14 protein-coding genes and 5 tRNA genes are annotated in these 15352 nt (G+C 64.4%); 12 read left to right on the top strand and 7 right to left on the bottom strand.

Annotation, left to right across the window (positions count from 1 at the left end):
• Nucleotides 1–11 precede the first annotated feature (11 nt).
• Complete coding sequence (recJ, locus tag ACED18_RS02465; protein WP_377288662.1) at nucleotides 12–1814, top strand: single-stranded-DNA-specific exonuclease RecJ; 1803 nt, start codon at nucleotides 12–14, stop codon at nucleotides 1812–1814.
• 107 nt (nucleotides 1815–1921) lie between these two features.
• On the opposite strand, the gene ACED18_RS02470 is transcribed toward recJ, so the two are convergent.
• The 4 genes from ACED18_RS02470 to ACED18_RS02485 form a co-directional block, all read right to left on the bottom strand.
• Nucleotides 1922–1996 (bottom strand) — tRNA-Glu (locus tag ACED18_RS02470).
• Between the two features lie 163 nt (nucleotides 1997–2159).
• Nucleotides 2160–2234 (bottom strand) — tRNA-Glu (locus ACED18_RS02475).
• A gap of 223 nt (nucleotides 2235–2457) precedes the next feature.
• Nucleotides 2458–3717, bottom strand: a complete 1260-nt coding sequence (locus ACED18_RS02480) for a YcbK family protein (protein WP_377288664.1) — start codon at nucleotides 3715–3717, stop codon at nucleotides 2458–2460.
• 313 nt (nucleotides 3718–4030) lie between these two features.
• Entirely contained in the window at nucleotides 4031–4471 is a 441-nt protein-coding gene (locus ACED18_RS02485; RefSeq protein ID WP_377288666.1) for a VOC family protein, read from the bottom strand.
• Nucleotides 4472–4865: 394 nt separating this feature from the next.
• Here ACED18_RS02485 and ACED18_RS02490 point away from each other — a divergent pair, with 394 nt between their 5' ends.
• The 3 genes from ACED18_RS02490 (at nucleotide 4866) to ACED18_RS02500 (ending at nucleotide 6165) form a co-directional block, all read left to right on the top strand.
• Nucleotides 4866–5444 carry a cold-shock protein gene (locus ACED18_RS02490; protein WP_377288668.1) on the top strand — a complete coding sequence of 193 codons (579 nt, stop codon included), beginning with the start codon at nucleotides 4866–4868 and terminating at the stop codon, nucleotides 5442–5444.
• Nucleotides 5445–5457: 13 nt separating this feature from the next.
• Nucleotides 5458–5940 carry a DUF192 domain-containing protein gene (locus tag ACED18_RS02495; RefSeq protein WP_377288670.1) on the top strand — a complete coding sequence of 161 codons (483 nt, stop codon included), beginning with the start codon at nucleotides 5458–5460 and terminating at the stop codon, nucleotides 5938–5940.
• 149 nt (nucleotides 5941–6089) lie between these two features.
• Nucleotides 6090–6165: transfer RNA gene (locus ACED18_RS02500), tRNA-Lys, on the top strand.
• 39 nt (nucleotides 6166–6204) lie between these two features.
• On the opposite strand, the gene ACED18_RS02505 is transcribed toward ACED18_RS02500, so the two are convergent.
• Nucleotides 6205–7203, bottom strand: coding sequence for a GlxA family transcriptional regulator (locus tag ACED18_RS02505; RefSeq protein ID WP_377288672.1), 999 nt, complete (start codon nucleotides 7201–7203; stop codon nucleotides 6205–6207).
• A gap of 282 nt (nucleotides 7204–7485) precedes the next feature.
• On the opposite strand from ACED18_RS02505, the gene ACED18_RS02510 reads away from it, so the two are divergent.
• Nucleotides 7486–7562, top strand: a tRNA-Pro gene (locus ACED18_RS02510).
• A 7-nt stretch (nucleotides 7563–7569) separates the two neighbouring features.
• Here ACED18_RS02510 and ACED18_RS02515 read toward each other — a convergent pair.
• Complete coding sequence (locus tag ACED18_RS02515; RefSeq protein WP_377288675.1) at nucleotides 7570–8076, bottom strand: GNAT family N-acetyltransferase; 507 nt, start codon at nucleotides 8074–8076, stop codon at nucleotides 7570–7572.
• Between the two features lie 275 nt (nucleotides 8077–8351).
• Between ACED18_RS02515 and ACED18_RS02520 the strand changes: the two genes are divergently transcribed.
• From ACED18_RS02520 to ACED18_RS02540, 5 genes are all read left to right on the top strand, one after another.
• Nucleotides 8352–9632 carry an Hsp70 family protein gene (locus ACED18_RS02520; protein ID WP_377288677.1) on the top strand — a complete coding sequence of 427 codons (1281 nt, stop codon included), beginning with the start codon at nucleotides 8352–8354 and terminating at the stop codon, nucleotides 9630–9632.
• Nucleotides 9633–9788: 156 nt separating this feature from the next.
• Entirely contained in the window at nucleotides 9789–10094 is a 306-nt protein-coding gene (locus tag ACED18_RS02525) for an ETC complex I subunit (RefSeq protein WP_377288679.1), read from the top strand.
• Between the two features lie 74 nt (nucleotides 10095–10168).
• Nucleotides 10169–10245 (top strand) — tRNA-Arg (locus ACED18_RS02530).
• A 76-nt stretch (nucleotides 10246–10321) separates the two neighbouring features.
• A complete protein-coding gene (locus ACED18_RS02535; protein ID WP_377288681.1) occupies nucleotides 10322–11071 on the top strand; it encodes a cytochrome c biogenesis CcdA family protein in 750 nt (249 codons plus the stop codon).
• A gap of 87 nt (nucleotides 11072–11158) precedes the next feature.
• Complete coding sequence (locus tag ACED18_RS02540; protein WP_377288683.1) at nucleotides 11159–12130, top strand: AEC family transporter; 972 nt, start codon at nucleotides 11159–11161, stop codon at nucleotides 12128–12130.
• Here ACED18_RS02540 and ACED18_RS02545 read toward each other — a convergent pair.
• Entirely contained in the window at nucleotides 12098–13324 is a 1227-nt protein-coding gene (locus tag ACED18_RS02545; protein WP_377288685.1) for a UbiH/UbiF family hydroxylase, read from the bottom strand. The genes ACED18_RS02540 and ACED18_RS02545 overlap by 33 nt on opposite strands.
• Before the next feature lie 249 nt (nucleotides 13325–13573).
• Between ACED18_RS02545 and pcsA the strand changes: the two genes are divergently transcribed.
• Both pcsA and ACED18_RS02555 read left to right on the top strand, forming a co-directional pair.
• A complete protein-coding gene (gene pcsA, locus ACED18_RS02550; protein ID WP_377288687.1) occupies nucleotides 13574–14302 on the top strand; it encodes a phosphatidylcholine synthase in 729 nt (242 codons plus the stop codon).
• A gap of 61 nt (nucleotides 14303–14363) precedes the next feature.
• On the top strand, nucleotides 14364–15338 hold the full coding sequence (locus ACED18_RS02555; RefSeq protein WP_377288689.1) for a quinone oxidoreductase family protein: 975 nt from the start codon (nucleotides 14364–14366) through the stop codon (nucleotides 15336–15338).
• Nucleotides 15339–15352 lie beyond the last annotated feature (14 nt).

The raw sequence follows: 15352 nt of genomic DNA on the forward strand, positions 1-15352 counted from the left end.
GAAAAGGCGACATGGAAGAACCAGCCGACCCGATCCAGCGTCCCTTTCTCGGTGTGGAACTTTCCGCGCGCGGCAATCGTTGGATGGCGCGCCTCGACCAGGCCGGCGAAAACCGCGCGCTGGCGATCGCCCAGATCCACGGTCTGCCGGAACTGATTTCCCGCGTTCTCGCCGGGCGCGGCGTTGCGCTCGACGATGCCGTCGCCTTCCTCGATCCGACCCTGCGCGCCCTGATGCCCGATCCGGACACGCTGACCGACTGCCGCCGCCTGTCCATGCGCCTTGCCGAAGCCATCGTGCGGCGTGAAAAGGTCGCGATCTTCGGCGACTACGACGTTGATGGCGCGGCATCTTCCGCGCTGCTCTGGCGCTTTCTCGCCCATTTCGGCATCGACGCCGAAATCTACATCCCCGACCGGATTTTCGAGGGCTATGGCCCGAACCCCGCCGCCATCGGACAACTGATCGAGCGCGGCGCGCGCCTCATCGTCACCGTCGACTGCGGCTCCACCAGCCACGAATCGCTGGCGGTCGCAGCCGGTGCCGGCATCGACGTCATCGTTATCGACCACCATCAGGTGGGCGCGACGCTTCCGGCCTGCCACGCACTGGTCAATCCGAATCGCGAGGACGATCTGTCGGGGCAGGGGCATCTGTGCGCGGCCGGCGTCACCTATCTCGTCATCATCAACACGCTCCGCTGTCTGCGCGAGCGCGGCGACCGCCGAGTCGGCGACTTCGATCCGCTGGCATTGCTCGATCTCGTCGCACTTGCCACGATCTGCGATGTGGTGCCGCTGAAGGGGTTGAACCGCGCATATGTGGTGAAGGGCCTGATCGCCGCCCGCCACCAGCAGAACCCCGGCCTTGCAGCACTCTTCCGCGTCGCCGGGCTCGGCGGGCCGGTGACGCCCTACCATTTCGGTTTCCTGATCGGGCCGCGCATCAATGCGGGCGGGCGAATCGGCGATGCGGCGCTCGGCGCCCGCCTGCTGACGCTGGAGGATGCCGCCGAAGCCGAAACGATCGCGCGCAAGCTCGATGAGCTGAACCGCGAGCGTCAGGCGATGGAAGCCGAGATGCTGGCGGAAGCCGAGGCCGAGGCGATCGCCGAATACGGCACGGGCGAGGGCGCGTCCGTCATCATCACCGCCCGCGAGGGCTGGCATCCCGGCATTGTCGGCCTGCTGGCCTCCCGCCTCAAGGACAAGTTCAACCGCCCGGCCTTTGCCATTGCCTTCGACGCCAATGGCCGTGGTACCGGGTCCGGCCGCTCCATTGCCGGCTTCGACATGGGCAAGATGGTCCGCGCTGCCGTCGGCGACGGGTTGCTCGTCAAGGGCGGCGGCCATGCCATGGCGGCGGGCCTGACAGTGGAGCGCGCCCAGCTCGGGCGCCTGCGCACCTTCTTCGACGAACGCGCCGCCCAGACGGTGCCACAGCTCGTGGCCGTCAAGACGCTGAAGATCGACGGCGCTCTCGGCGCCCGCGCCGCAACGGTTGAGCTTGTCGATCAGCTGGAAAAGGCTGGTCCCTACGGCTCGGCCCATCCGCAGCCCGTCTTTGCCCTGCCGGCCCATCAGGTCGTGGATGTCAGGCAGGTGGGTGCCGAGCACGTCAAGCTGACGCTGTCGGGCATGGATGGCGCTCGGCTCGATGCCATCGCCTTTCGGGCGCTCGGCACCGATCTCGGCCCCTTTTTGTTTGCCCAGCGCGGCCAGAGCATCCATGTCGCCGGCTCGCTGTCTGCCGATCTCTGGCAGGGCAGCCGCCGCGTGCAGCTGCGCGTCCTCGACGCGGCGAAAACGCGTTAGGCGACTGCATCGAAGGCATCGAAGGATATGGATGCGCCACGCAAAGACGTGTCTGCGCTGTGCGCATCACGTTCGTTCGTCTGCAGTTCAAGTCGGGGAAAACACCGTGGCACGCCCTAGGGGAGTCGAACCCCTCTTCCCAGAATGAAAATCTGGTGTCCTAACCGATAGACGAAGGGCGCGTCCGGTGGTGAGCGGACATATAGTCGGCGCGGCCTTGATGCGCAAGCGAAAAATGACGCTGCCCGAAGGAATTTTATCGTGCAGGCACAAGGCGATAGAAGACGTTCTTCACGTTTGCGCGAAGAAATATTTCATGAAACTGCCTGGATGAAAGAAGAGAAGTGGCACGCCCTAGGGGAGTCGAACCCCTCTTCCCAGAATGAAAATCTGGTGTCCTAACCGATAGACGAAGGGCGCCTGCGCTTCGCTTGTGGGCGTCTTATAGTCAGGCTCTTTTCAGACCGCAAGCGCGAAAAAGCGATTTTTCTCAAAAAAATGACAGTCCTGTCCGGCCTGTGGAAAAATCCGTTAAGACATTGATAGGATTTGCCTATCCGAAACGAAAAACCGCCCGCGCAAACACGCGGACGGCTTGGTTGGGTGAACATGGCGGACGGCGCGCGACCGGCTCGGCGCGCCGTTACGGCGTGCGCCGGCGGCATCGCCAGTTCCAGTCGCGCTGCTCGCCCGTGTCGATATGCACCGATTCCGTATGGCAGTAGGTGCCGACGCCGCCGCGGCCAGGCATGCTGCGCAGATACGCCGCAAGCTCCCATTTGCCGACGCCGGGAAGCTGGATGTCGGCGGCCTCGCAGGTCGCATGCAGGGAATGTCGCGCCCCGATCGGTCGACGGGGATCCCGGAAGCCGGATGTCACGACGAGCTTCTTGCCGTAATGCGCCTCGATCTTGTGCAGCACGTTCAGAAGGTCGGGCTTGAAGCAGCCGGTCTCCACCGTCTGCGTTTGAAGCCAGAGCCCGTTCGGCGCCAATCGCGCCAGTCCGGGCAACATGGCCACCTCCGTCGCGGCCGGCTCTTCGGCTGCACCGTCGTCATAATCGTCATACAGCATGCGGGCATGCTTGCCGCTCGATGCCGCCGTTTGCGCGGGGTCGGCCTGCTGCGGGGCAAAGCCCAAGGCTGCCACTTCGGTTGCCTCGCCGGCGCGCTGCTTTCGCTTGGCGGCGGCAAGGGCTGCAAGTGCGAGCGCATCCGGGGTGGAGGCGGGCGTGCCGCCGGTCTCGTCACTGCCACTGACCGGCGTTGGCATTGTCTTCGGATCGGCGGCCGCGAGTTCTGCCGTAGCCGCGGCGGTCGCCGGTGGCAGGACTGCTTCGGCGCCTTGCTGCGGGAGCGCCTGCGGCGCCACCTGCTGCGGCACCGTGCCGGTCACGGGGGCCGTGACCTGGGCGCGGTAGAGACTGTTGGAGACAGGCGAAACCTGCGTCTGCTGGCCATCTGCTGTGCTGACGAGAGCGCCGCTGCGGGCCTGGGTGGAATAGATCGGGCTTGCCATGGCGTTGACGCCCGTTGCCTGCAGGGCGAGCGGCTGGCCTGCGGCGGCTGCCGCCTGCAGGGGAACCGTTCCCGGCGCTACCCCGGCCATCTGCCCGTTTGCGGCTCCTGTCGCTCCCGCCGGGTTGCCGAGTGCGGCAACGGAAGGATCGCGGTAACCGGGAGTTGCTGCTGTCTGCTGGTTCGGCTCGGTGGCCGGTGCGGCGGCAGCCGTCGCGGTCGTCTGCTGCGCCGGCGCCGCACTGGTGGCCGCACCGGCGAGAAGATCGCCCTGCGTCGCCGAGCATCCGGCCGTGAAGACGAGGCCGGCAAACGCCAGCCCCTTCATCAGCACCGTGGTGGTTTCGAGCGCGCGATTGCGGCGCGCTCCTTCCGTCGATGACACGTTCACTGTCCTCCATTACGGACCCGATTCGCCGCGCCATCATGGCCGCCTATCGTGTCGGCGGAACACACATGCTCCGCCTGACTGTCCGGACGTTGTCCGTCTTCCCCCCTCGATCACCGTGCCCCTAAGGATGACATGGTTAATGGCCGCTGAACAGACAGCGCGAAGGTTGTGCCGCGCATCCACCGGAAAGCGGTGCGCGACAGCCGGGAATCGGGCCAGCAATGACCCATGCTGCCCGAGGAAGGTTGCCTGTGGCTTTCGCTTTCGCCAGCTTCGGGCAAGGTCGAAAGGCAGGCGAGGGGCTGCTTTACCAGCTGCCCGTATTGGCCATGGAGGCCCAGGGCTCCTGCTGCGGCAGGCTTTCGCCCTTCTGCAGGATCTCGATGGAAATCCCGTCCGGCGAGCGGACGAAGGCCATGTGCCCGTCGCGCGGCGGGCGGTTGATCGTCACGCCATTGTCCATCAGGTGCTGGCAGAAGCGGTAGATGTCGTCCACCTCATAGGCGAGATGGCCGAAATTGCGCCCGCCCGTATAGTCTTCAGGATCCCAGTTATAGGTGAGTTCCAGGCAGGGCGACTGCCCGGCATGCGCCGACGGCACGTCCTCGTCGGCGGCCAGAAACACCAGGGTGAAACGGCCGCGCTCGTTTTCGTAGCGACGCGTCTCCTTCAGGCCAAAGAGCGTGGAATAGAAGTGCAGGGACGCATCGAGGTCCTTCACGCGGACCATGGTGTGCAGATAGCGCATTGAAATCTCCAGTAAGCCTGTCCGGGGAAGCTGGATCGCTCCGACGCCGGACCATGCGGCAGAATTGAACCTTTCGGAAGCCTTGCGGCTGCGCCGCGCATGGCGCGCGCGGCACCGGCAGAACGTAGGGCGTCCCAGGCGCAAGCGGGAGTGCAATCGCGCTGCAAGGCAGAATTTTCTCTTCCATCCCCTGTTTCGTTTCGGCACAGTCTATACAGCCGGCGCGGTGGCGCAGCGGCAGCCGGCCAGCCCGGCACAAGCTGTGCGCGGTAGCGCTGGTGACGTCAAAAGTTAACGTGAAGGGCTTGCGCTGAAGCATTCAGACAATGTTAATCTGATTTTCAGGAATCAGTGAACCGTGTGAATGTGTCGCGTAGGCGAGGGGCTGGCAGGTATGGCGGACAGGTTTTCTTCGAAGGACGTCAGCGGCAGCGAAGGCTTCGGCTCGGATGCGCTCGACCTGATCGAGATCACCGGCGTGATCAAGTGGTTCGATGTCGCCAAGGGTTTCGGCTTCATCATTCCCGACAATGGCATGCAGGATGTGCTGCTGCATGTGACCTGCCTGCGCCGCGACGGTTACCAGACCGTCCTGGAAGGCGCGCGTGTCGTGGCCCTCATCCAGCGCCGTGACCGCGGCTACCAGGCCTTCCGCATTCTCTCCATGGACCAGTCGACCGCAGTCCACCCGTCGCAGCTTCCGCCGGTGCGCACCCATGTGCAGGTCACGCCGTCGAGCGGGCTGGAGCGCGCCATCGTCAAGTGGTTCAACCGCACCAAGGGCTTCGGCTTCCTGACGCGGGGCGAGGGCACCGAAGACATTTTCGTCCACATGGAAACTCTCCGCCGCTTCGGCCTGACCGAACTGCGCCCGGGCCAGGTCGTTCTTGTGCGGTTCGGTGATGGCGACAAGGGCCTGATGGCGGCTGAGATTCACCCGGACGGCCCGGCTCCGGCCGCCCGCTCGCACTGAGCAAGCAGCGCTGATGGCCCGCACCGCGATCTTCAGTATCCTGAGCGCCTTCATGGCGCTCTTTCTGTTTTCGGTGAGCGGCCACGCAGCTGATCCAAAACCCGTCCGTTTCGACAGGGCGCCTCTGACCATCGTAAAGCAGGATGGCACGCGCCACGCCTTCACGGTCGAACTGGCCCTGACCAGCGCCCAGCGCGAACACGGCCTCATGTATCGGGAACAGATGGCGGCCAACGAAGGCATGCTCTTCGATTTCGGTACCGAGCGGCGCATCACCATGTGGATGCGCAACACCATTCTGCCGCTCGACATGGTCTTCATCGATCCGAAGGGCACGGTGATCGGCATCCACAAGGACGCCGAACCCTTCTCCGAGACGATCATCGACAGCGGCAGACCTGCCGCCTTCGTGCTGGAACTCAATGCCGGCATCACCACCGATCTCGGTATTCGCACCGGCGATCGCATCGAAAACAACCGCATCCCGCAACGCTAGGGGCGGATCACCGGCAAAGCGCCAGGCGATCCACAGGCCGGCGACGGGCATCCGGGGCAATTCGCCCGCGACCCGATTTTTCGGTTGACCGGCCCGGAAACCCTGTGCATATCTCCGCCCACTTTCAAAGCGTTTGACGACGCTTTCGGGAGCGCGTAGCTCAGTCGGTAGAGCAACTGACTTTTAATCAGTAGGTCCAGGGTTCGAATCCCTGCGCGCTCACCACATGTCACTGAATTTTCAATGCATCATCATGGCCGGCGCTCAAGCCATAGCGACATCGGCATCCGCTTGTCCCTGGCGACGCCAGGTCAGGGGGCTTTCGCCGAAACTGCGCTTGAAGGCACGGCTGAAGGCCGAGAGGCTGTCGAAGCCGGTGCGCAGCGCGATTTCGCTGATCGGCGCGCGCGTGTCGCGGACCAGCCGTTGCGCCGCCTGAAGGCGTAGCCTTAGATAATAGGCGCCGGGGCTCGTCTCCATGCCGCGGGCAAAGAGCGTGTCGAGCTTGCGCTCGGAAACGCCGAGCCGCCGGGCAATGGCGCTCACGGCCAGCGGATGCTCGATCGTGCGTTCCATCAGTTGGATGGCGCGAGCGAGCTGCGGATCGGCGGCTGCCATGCGCCCGAGCGAAACGAGTGGCTGCGCATCGTCTGCCGCATGGGTCTCGTCATAGACGAAGACGCTCGCCACATCGAGCGCGGTGGCCGATCCCACCCGCTCGCGGATCAGATGCAGCATCATGTCGAGCGTGGGCGATGCACCGCCCGAGGTCCAGAAGCGCCCGTCGATCACGAATCGGTCCGCCATGACGCTGAGCGAGGGAAAGCGGCTCGCAAAATCCTCCAGTTCCTCCCAATGCGCCGTCGCCCGCCGCCCGTCGATGAGGCCGGACCCCGCCAACAGGAAGCAGCCCGATTCGACCCCGGCGACAACACCGCCGAGCCGCGCCGCCGCCTGCAGCCGCCGGATAAACCGCCGGCCGGCGTGTCGCTCGAGATGAAAGCCGGCGATCACGATCAGCACTTCGCCGAAGAAAGGTTCCGCAAAGGCGCCATCGACCGGGATCGGCAGGCCGCAGGTCAGCGTCACCGCCTTGCCGTCCGGCGACAGAAGCCGCCAGCGAAAGACCGCCCGTCCTGCAACCCGGTTTGCCGCGCGCATCGGATCGAGCACGGAGGCGAGCGACATGATCGATGATTCCGGCAGGATGACGACGGAGACCTCGATCGGGGCTTTCGGGCGGGGGCGGCTGCTCATGCGCAAAGTGTCAAGTTTTGCGCGCCTAATGTCAAATCATCCGCCCGCAAAGCGCGCAGACTTCCCTTGCCAATCACCACGAGGACGATGCAGCGCGGCCAGTGGTGTCCCCTGATCCGACACTTGAGCGGACGGGCCGGCCGGTCCCCGAAGACCGCCGGCCCGCTTTTTTTGGTTGGCTGGTCGGCGGGAGGGGAAGGCAGCGGCTGATCGCATCACGCCGCAGCCTGTGCGCTTCCCGCATTTTAAGTTGCGGCCATCCACCGACTTGTGTATGCCGCCTGTCATCGGAGTGTAGCGCAGTCTGGTAGCGCATCTGGTTTGGGACCAGAGGGTCGGGAGTTCGAATCTCTCCACTCCGACCACCGCGCTTCAGGCGGTAAGCCTGCGCACCATGATGATGTCGTCGATTTCTTGGCCATCCTCTAGAAAGCCGCCCGGTATTCGCCCCACGGTCATGAAGCCTTCCCGCGTATAGAATCGGATGGCAGCCGGATTTTCCGCGCTGACTGTCAATTCGAGCTGCCGGACGCCGTCTTGGCGGGCGTGGGCGACGACCGCAGACAGGATGTCTCGGGCAACATCCGTTCCCCTCAGCGCCTTGCGGACATAGACCATGATGATCGTTGCCCGATGCGCCATCTTCTTCGCGCGCTGGAGCAGGACGCCCATGATCCCGACTGGTTCGTCGCGCTGGAAGGCAATGAAAACAGGGTCTGCAAGGCGTTGCTTCCAATCCGGCTCGGACAGGCACGCCCAGTCATCGTAGCTGCTGGCGAAGAACGATGGCTCGCAGCGGAGCGCCTCCAGCCGAATGGCGCGGAAGGCGTCTGCGTCGTCGGGCAGCGCCCGTCTGATCGTCACAATGTCTTCGCGCATTGGCGACCTCCGTGGCACGCTTCCGATTCGCTGGTATCCTTCAACCTTACGTCGCACGCAAGGGGACACAAGGTGACATCCGCGACACGCAACGATCCGTGCTGATGTCCGATGACGGCGCACTGACCCGGTATGCCGGCCGCGCAACCCAATTCCCTCCTTCACAAAAGCTTCGCTTGCCATGCGCCGCGGCCCATGGCATCAGGCCCGCTCTTCTGGGGCGCCCCGGTGCGTTGCCCTGAATTCCCGGCATCGATGACAGTCAGGAGGGCGCCATGCGGCGGGCCTTGGGGTTTGATTTTGGCACGACGAATTCGCTGATCGCGGAAGCGACCGGCGACGAGACGCGCTCCATGGTGTTCGAAAGTGCGGCTGGCCGTGCCGATACGATGCGCACCGCGCTCTCCTATATGCGCAACGGCAATCTCGGCCTTTCCGTCGAGGCCGGGCAGGCGGCCATCCGCCAGTTCATCGACAATCCCGGCGATTGCCGCTTCCTGCAGTCCATCAAGACCTTTGCGGCAAGCCCGCTGTTCCAGGCGACGCAGATCTTCGCGCACCGTGCAAGCTTCGAAGACCTGATGGCGACCTTCGTGGACAAGCTGAAGACCTATGCCGGCCCCGAATGGCCGGAGGAGCCCGGCCGCATCGTCGTCGGCCGACCCGTCGCGTTTGCCGGGGCGACCCCGGACGAGGCGCTGGCGATCCGCCGATACGACGAGGCGCTGGCGCGCTTCGGCTTTCCCGAAATCCACTATGTCTACGAGCCGGTCGCCGCTGCCTTCTTCTTCGCTCGCAAGCTGACGCAGGATGCAACGGTTCTCGTTGCCGATTTCGGCGGTGGCACGACGGATTATTCGCTGATCCGCTTCGAGACATCGGCCGGCCGGCTGAAGGCGACGCCGATCGGCCATTCCGGCGTCGGCGTGGCCGGTGATCATTTCGACTTCCGCATCATCGACAACATCGTCTCGCCCGCCATTGGCAAAGGTGGCACCTTCCGAAGCTTCGACAAGCGGCTGGAAATTCCGAGTGGTTACTACGCAAACTTTGGACGCTGGAACCAGCTGTCGATCTTCAAGACGACGCGCGAGTTCCAGGAGCTGAAGGGCCTCGTGCGCGCCGCCGACGAGCCGGAAAAGCTCGAGCTCTTCATCGATCTCGTCGATCATGACGAAGGCTTCCCGCTTTACCAGGCGGTGTCGAAGCTGAAGATGGCGCTCTCTTCGGAAGAAGAGGCGACCTTCGATTTCGCGCCGCTCGGTCCCGCCGGTCGCGTCAGCGTCAGGCGTGCCGATTTCGAGGGCTGGATCGCGCCGGAACTCGCCCGGATCGAAGAGGCGCTGGACGACGTGCTGACGAAAACGAACACGCCGGCCGGTGCCATCGATAAGGTCTTCCTCACGGGCGGCACCTCCTTCGTCCCGGCCGTGCGCCGCCTTTTCGAAAACCGTTTCGAAACGTCGCGAATCGAAAGCGGCGGCGAGCTGCTCTCGATTGCCCACGGCCTCGCGCTCATCGGCCAGCGCGACGACATCACGGAATGGACGGCGTAAGGCATCGCTGCGGCAAATGGGGCGTGGCGAAAACGCTGAAAGTGCAGGCCTATCGCGCCGGGGTCATTCCGTTTTCATTCTTTCTGCGGTAAAGGAAGGCAAAAGCGGGGCGCCGACCGGTGCGCACGCTGATGACCAATTCGGAGCAGGTGAGACATGTCCGCCAAGATCTATCGTCCGGCCAAGACCGCCATGCAGTCGGGCAAGGCCAAGACGCATCTGTGGGTACTGGAATTCGACCAGGAAAAGCCGCGCACCATCGATCCCATCATGGGCTATACGAGCTCGCGCGACACGCGCCAGCAGGTGAAGCTGACTTTCGAGACCGCCGAACAGGCGATCGCCTATGCCGAGAAGAACGGCATCGAATACCGCGTCATCGCGCCGAAGGAAGCCACCCGCAAGGCCGTCTCCTACACCGACAACTTCCGCTTCAATCGCCTCCAGCCCTGGACGCACTGACGCACCCACGACCGCTGCGGCGATGATTCTGGCCTTCGGCGCCGTCACCCACAGACGCGCCGAATGCCCCGACCGGCCCCTTAGCTCAACTGGATAGAGCAGCTGCCTTCTAAGCAGCAGGTCGCAGGTTCGAGTCCTGCAGGGGTCGCCAAAACAATGCCTGACCGGCATCGAGAATGAAGGCTTGAACGGGATGAGAGCCGATTGACCCCGGAGTGCCGCGCGCCGTGTCCATTGCCGATATTTCCATCCTCACGGCCCTGATTGCCGGCGCGCTCTCCTTCCTGTCGCCCTGTGTGCTCCCGCTGGTGCCGCCCTATCTCTGCTATATGGCAGGCGTGTCCATCGAGGATTTCCGGGCCGAGGGCGCGGCAGCGGCCGGGGCGCCGCGGCGTCGGGCGGTTTTCGTCTCAGCGCTCGCCTTCACGCTCGGCTTTTCCACGGTTTTTGTGGCGCTCGGGGCAGGGGCATCGACGATCGGCATGGTGCTGCGACAGAACATCGACCTGCTGGCGCAGATCGGCGGCGTCATCATCATCCTCATGGGGCTGAATTTCCTCGGCGTGATCCGCATCCCGTTTCTGTCACGCGAGGCGCGCTTTCAAGGCGGGGGCAAGCCGGCGACGTTGACGGGAGCCTATGTCATGGGCCTTGCCTTCGCCTTCGGCTGGACGCCCTGCATCGGTCCGGTGCTCGGGGCCATCCTCGGCGTGGCGGCGTCCCGCGAGACGGTTGGCGATGGCGCGATGCTGCTGGCCGTCTATTCGCTCGGTCTTGCCGTGCCCTTCTGGATCGCGGCCGGCTTTTCGGGCGCCTTCATGCGGTTTCTCGCCCGCTTCCGCCGGCATCTGGGGCTTGTGGAAAAGGCCATGGGCCTGCTGCTCGTGCTCACGGGCCTTGCCTTCCTCTTCGGCCTCGTCAGCCGCGTCGCCATCTGGTTTCAGCAGACCTTCCCGATCCTGATGCAGATTGGCTGATCGCGGGGTTCACAGAGCCGGCTCCCGTGACTATCAGGACGTGCGGCAGCATCTTCCGTCTGCCGCCGCAACGGGAGAGCCGGTCACATGGCAGATATTCTGGGCCTCGTCCTGCCCTTCTTCGGTCTGATCCTGCTCGGCTGGGTCGCGGGAAAGCGCGTGAAGCAGCCGGCCGAGGCCATGGGCTGGCTGAACATCTTCATCATCTACCTCGCGCTTCCCGCCCTGTTCTTCAAGCTGGTTGCACGCACGCCGTTTGACGAACTGACCCGCTTCGACTTCATCCTCTCGACGCTTGCCGTCACCTATACGATCTTCGCCATCGCCTTCCTGTTGGGGCGTGTGTTGCGTCGCGCTTCGGTCGCCGAGGCAACGATGCAGGGGCTTGCCGCCGCCTATGGCAATATCGGCTATATGGGGCCGGGGCTGGCGCTTCTGGCCTTCGGCGAAAAGGCTGCCGTGCCGGTGGCGCTGATCGTCTGCTTCGAAAACGCGCTGCATTTCGCGGTGGCGCCGACGGCCATGGCGATTGCGGCGCGAGGCTCGGGCAAGCCCGGTGGCGGCCTGGCGCTTGTCGGCACGATCGCCAAACGCATCGCCTTTCACCCCTTCATCCTCGCCATGGTGGCCGGCTTTGCCTTTGCCGGCTTCGGGGTCAAGGTGCCGGAAGCCGCGCAGCGGCTCGTCGATTATCTCGCGCAGGCGGCCGCGCCCTGCGCGCTGTTTGCCATGGGGGTCACGCTGGCGCTCCGGCCGTTGAAGCGCGTTCCGGCCGAAATCGGCTATATCGTGCCCCTGAAGCTGATCGTCCATCCGGCCCTGATGTACTTAGGTCTCAGCCTCGTCGGTGGCTTCGATCCGGTCTGGGTCTGGTCGGCCGTGCTGCTTGCCAGCCTGCCGACGGCCACCAATGTCTTTGTCATCGGCCAGCAATACGGCGTCTGGCCGGAACGTGCCTCGGCGACCGTGCTTTTGACCACTGCCTGCTCCGTCGTCACGATCACCGGGCTTCTCGTGCTGATCCGCTCAGGCGCGCTTGCGGCCGATCTTTTCCCATAACATCTGGCCTGCAGCCTTCAGCGCGCTGCCGGGCTCGATGCCCTCGCGCATCACCGCGCCGCGCAGCGGGCCGGCGACGGAAAGAAGGTGGAGACCGGCCGCGCGCAGCATCTGCACCGGCAGGAAATCAGACAGAAGCGAGCGGTTCAAGAGATCGACGCTCGCCGTCCGGCTGGCGACGTCGAGCCGGCGGCGGCGGTCGTAACGTGCGGCAAGCCCGGACTGGCCGATGCCGCCGTCGCGAATGAGATCGGCAAGGACGGAGACGTCGCGCAGGCTGAGGTTCAGCCCCTGCGCGCCGATCGGCGGAAAGGCGTGGCCGGCCTCGCCGATCAGCACCGTGCGCCCCGCGCCGAAACGCTGCGCACGCATGCCGGAGAGGTCGAAACGCTGCACGCCGGGCTCCACCGTCACGGTGCCGAGCATGGACTGCATCCGCTCCTCGACCGCCCGCGACAGGGCGTCCGGCTGAAGCGCCGCGCGGGCCTCCGCATCCGCCGGCTGCTGCACCCAGACGAGGCTCGACCGGTTGCCGGGCAGGGGCACCTGCGTGAACGGGCCGGCCTCGGTGTGAAATTCGTTGGAGATCGATTCGTGCGGCAGATGGTGCGCGAAGTTCACGACCAGCGCCGTCTGCGGATAGGCCCAGCGCTTCACCTCGATCCCGGCCGCCGCGCGCGCCACGGACTTGCGTCCATCGGCGGCGACAACGAGGCGCGCCGACACCGTCGTGCCGTCGTCGAGCGTCAGGCGCACGCCCTTGTCGTCCTCGACCGTCGATTCCAGCATTGCCTCGATGCGCGTGATCGCCGGCTGCGCCGCGACGGCTTCGGTGAGCACGGCATGAAGATGGGCGTTCGGAATATTGTAGCCGAAGGCGGGAAGTCCGACATCAATGGACCGGAAGGTGACGGTCGGGGCTCGCAACAGACGCCGCGTGCCGTCGATGATTCGGATGGCGGCGAGTTGCGCGCTTTTCGGCGCGATCTTCTCCCAAAGGCCGAGTGCTTCGAGAACGGTGATGGAGGGATCCACCAGCGCCGTCGTGCGCCCGTCGGCTTGCGGCGACCGGCCGATCAGCGCCACGGAAAGACCCTCACGCGCCAGTGAAAGCGCACACAGCGCGCCCGCAAGACCCGCGCCGACAACGGCCACGTCATGGCTGTCGAATTCGGGTAAGGATGTCTCGCTCATGCTCGTGCTCCGCAATTCTCTGGTCGACATTCTATGTAGCGCCGACGAGCCGGCGCGCAAATGGGATGAATCGGCGCAGGCGCGAAGGACCATCCGTAAGCGGTCATCCACAGCATGCCAGCATTTCCACTGGCAGTGACGCGCAAAGGATGCATAGTGCGGCGTTAGACCGCGATGATGACGGACGCGCGGCTGTCCGCGGACCGGCCAGCCGACGGGGAAACTTGAGAAACGGGACCTCCGCCACCAATGAAATTCTTCAACTACAAGCGCGTGCCCTATGCGGAAATCCGGGCGTTTTCCGTCCATATCCTGACGGCATCCGGCTCCTTTCTGGCCTTTCTCGGTGTCGTGGCAGCGGCCGAACACCGCTTTGTCGATATGTTCTGGTGGCTGGGCCTTGCGCTTCTCGTCGATGGAATCGATGGCCCGATTGCCCGGAAGGTGCGCGTCAAGGAAGTCCTGCCCAACTGGTCCGGCGATACGCTGGACAATGTCATCGACTACGTCACCTATGTGCTTCTGCCGGCCTTTGCGCTCTACCAGAGCGGCATGATCGGCGAGCCCTGGTCGTTCTTTGCCGCCGGCGCCATCGTCATGTCGAGCGCCATCTATTACGCCGACATGGGCATGAAGACGGATGAGTATTTCTTCTCGGGCTTCCCCGTGGTGTGGAACATGGTGATCTTCACGCTCTTCGTGGTGAAGGCGAGCGAAGTGGCTGCCTCCATCGTCGTCTTCGTGTCGGTCATCCTCACCTTCCTGCCCATCAATTTCCTTCACCCCGTGCGTGTCAGGCGCCTTCGCCCGCTCAACATGGCGGTCTTCCTGCTCTGGGCGGTCTTGGGCGGCTATGCGCTGCTCGCCCATTTCGACAGCCCGGCCTGGGTTGTCTGGGGCGTGGTGGCGACGGGCCTCTATCTTTACGTAATCGGTTTCGTGTTGCAGATTTTCCCGACGCTGGGCCGCGGCGCCTGAGGCGTTGATCGACCATATCGGAGCGTCCGGACGGACCCGCGGCGCTCCCGAAGGAGGGACCATGGCACAGGCAATCGTCATTCGTGAACTCGGTGGCCCCGAGGTCCTGAAATATGAAGGCGTGAGCCTCGATCCACCGGGGCCAGGCGAAGTGCAGATCCGCCAGGTGGCGATCGGTCTCAATTTCATCGACGTCTATTTCCGCACCGGCCTCTACAAGAGCGAGAGCCTGCCCTTCATTCCCGGCAAGGAAGGCGCGGGCATCATCACGGCTGTCGGCGACAACGTGGCCGGCTTTGCGGTGGGCGACCGCGTCGCCTATGGAACCTCGGACGGCGCCTATGCCAGCGAGCGCAACATCGACGCGCACCAGCTTCTCAAGGTGCCGGACGAGATCCCGCTCGAAACCGCAGCCGCCATGATGCTGAAGGGCATGACGGCGCAGTATCTCCTTAATCAGACCTACGAGGTCGGGCCGGGAACGACGATCCTCTTCCATGCCGCTGCCGGCGGCGTCGGGCTCATTGCCGGCCAGTGGGCCAAGGCTCTCGGCGCCACCGTCATCGGCACGGCCGGTTCGCAGGCGAAGATCGATCTGGCGCTGGCCCACGGCTACGACCACGTGATCAATTACAACAGCGAGAATTTCGTCAGCCGCGTCAAGCAATTGACAGGCGGAAAGGGCGTCGATGTCGCCTATGACAGCGTCGGCCGCGACACGTTCCCGGCAACGCTCGACTGCATCAGGCCACGCGGGCTGTGGGTCTCCTTCGGCAATGCCTCCGGCCCGGTGGAGAATTTCGGCATCGGCATTCTCGCCCAGAAGGGCTCGCTGTTTGCCACCCGTCCGACGCTCTACAGCTACGTGTCCACGCGCGCCACGCTGGAGGCATGTGCAAATTCGCTCTTTGATATTGTGCGCAGCAACAAAGTGCGTATCAATATCAACCAGACCTATCCGCTTTCGGACGCAGGCCGTGCGCAGGCGGATCTGGAATCAAGAAAAACGAGTGGAACAACCCTGCTGATCCCCTGATAGACGCCCAAGGC

The sequence above is a fragment of the Rhizobium sp. SG2393 genome, assembly GCF_042610495.1.
In the GTDB taxonomy this organism is placed as follows: domain Bacteria; phylum Pseudomonadota; class Alphaproteobacteria; order Rhizobiales; family Rhizobiaceae; genus RU20A.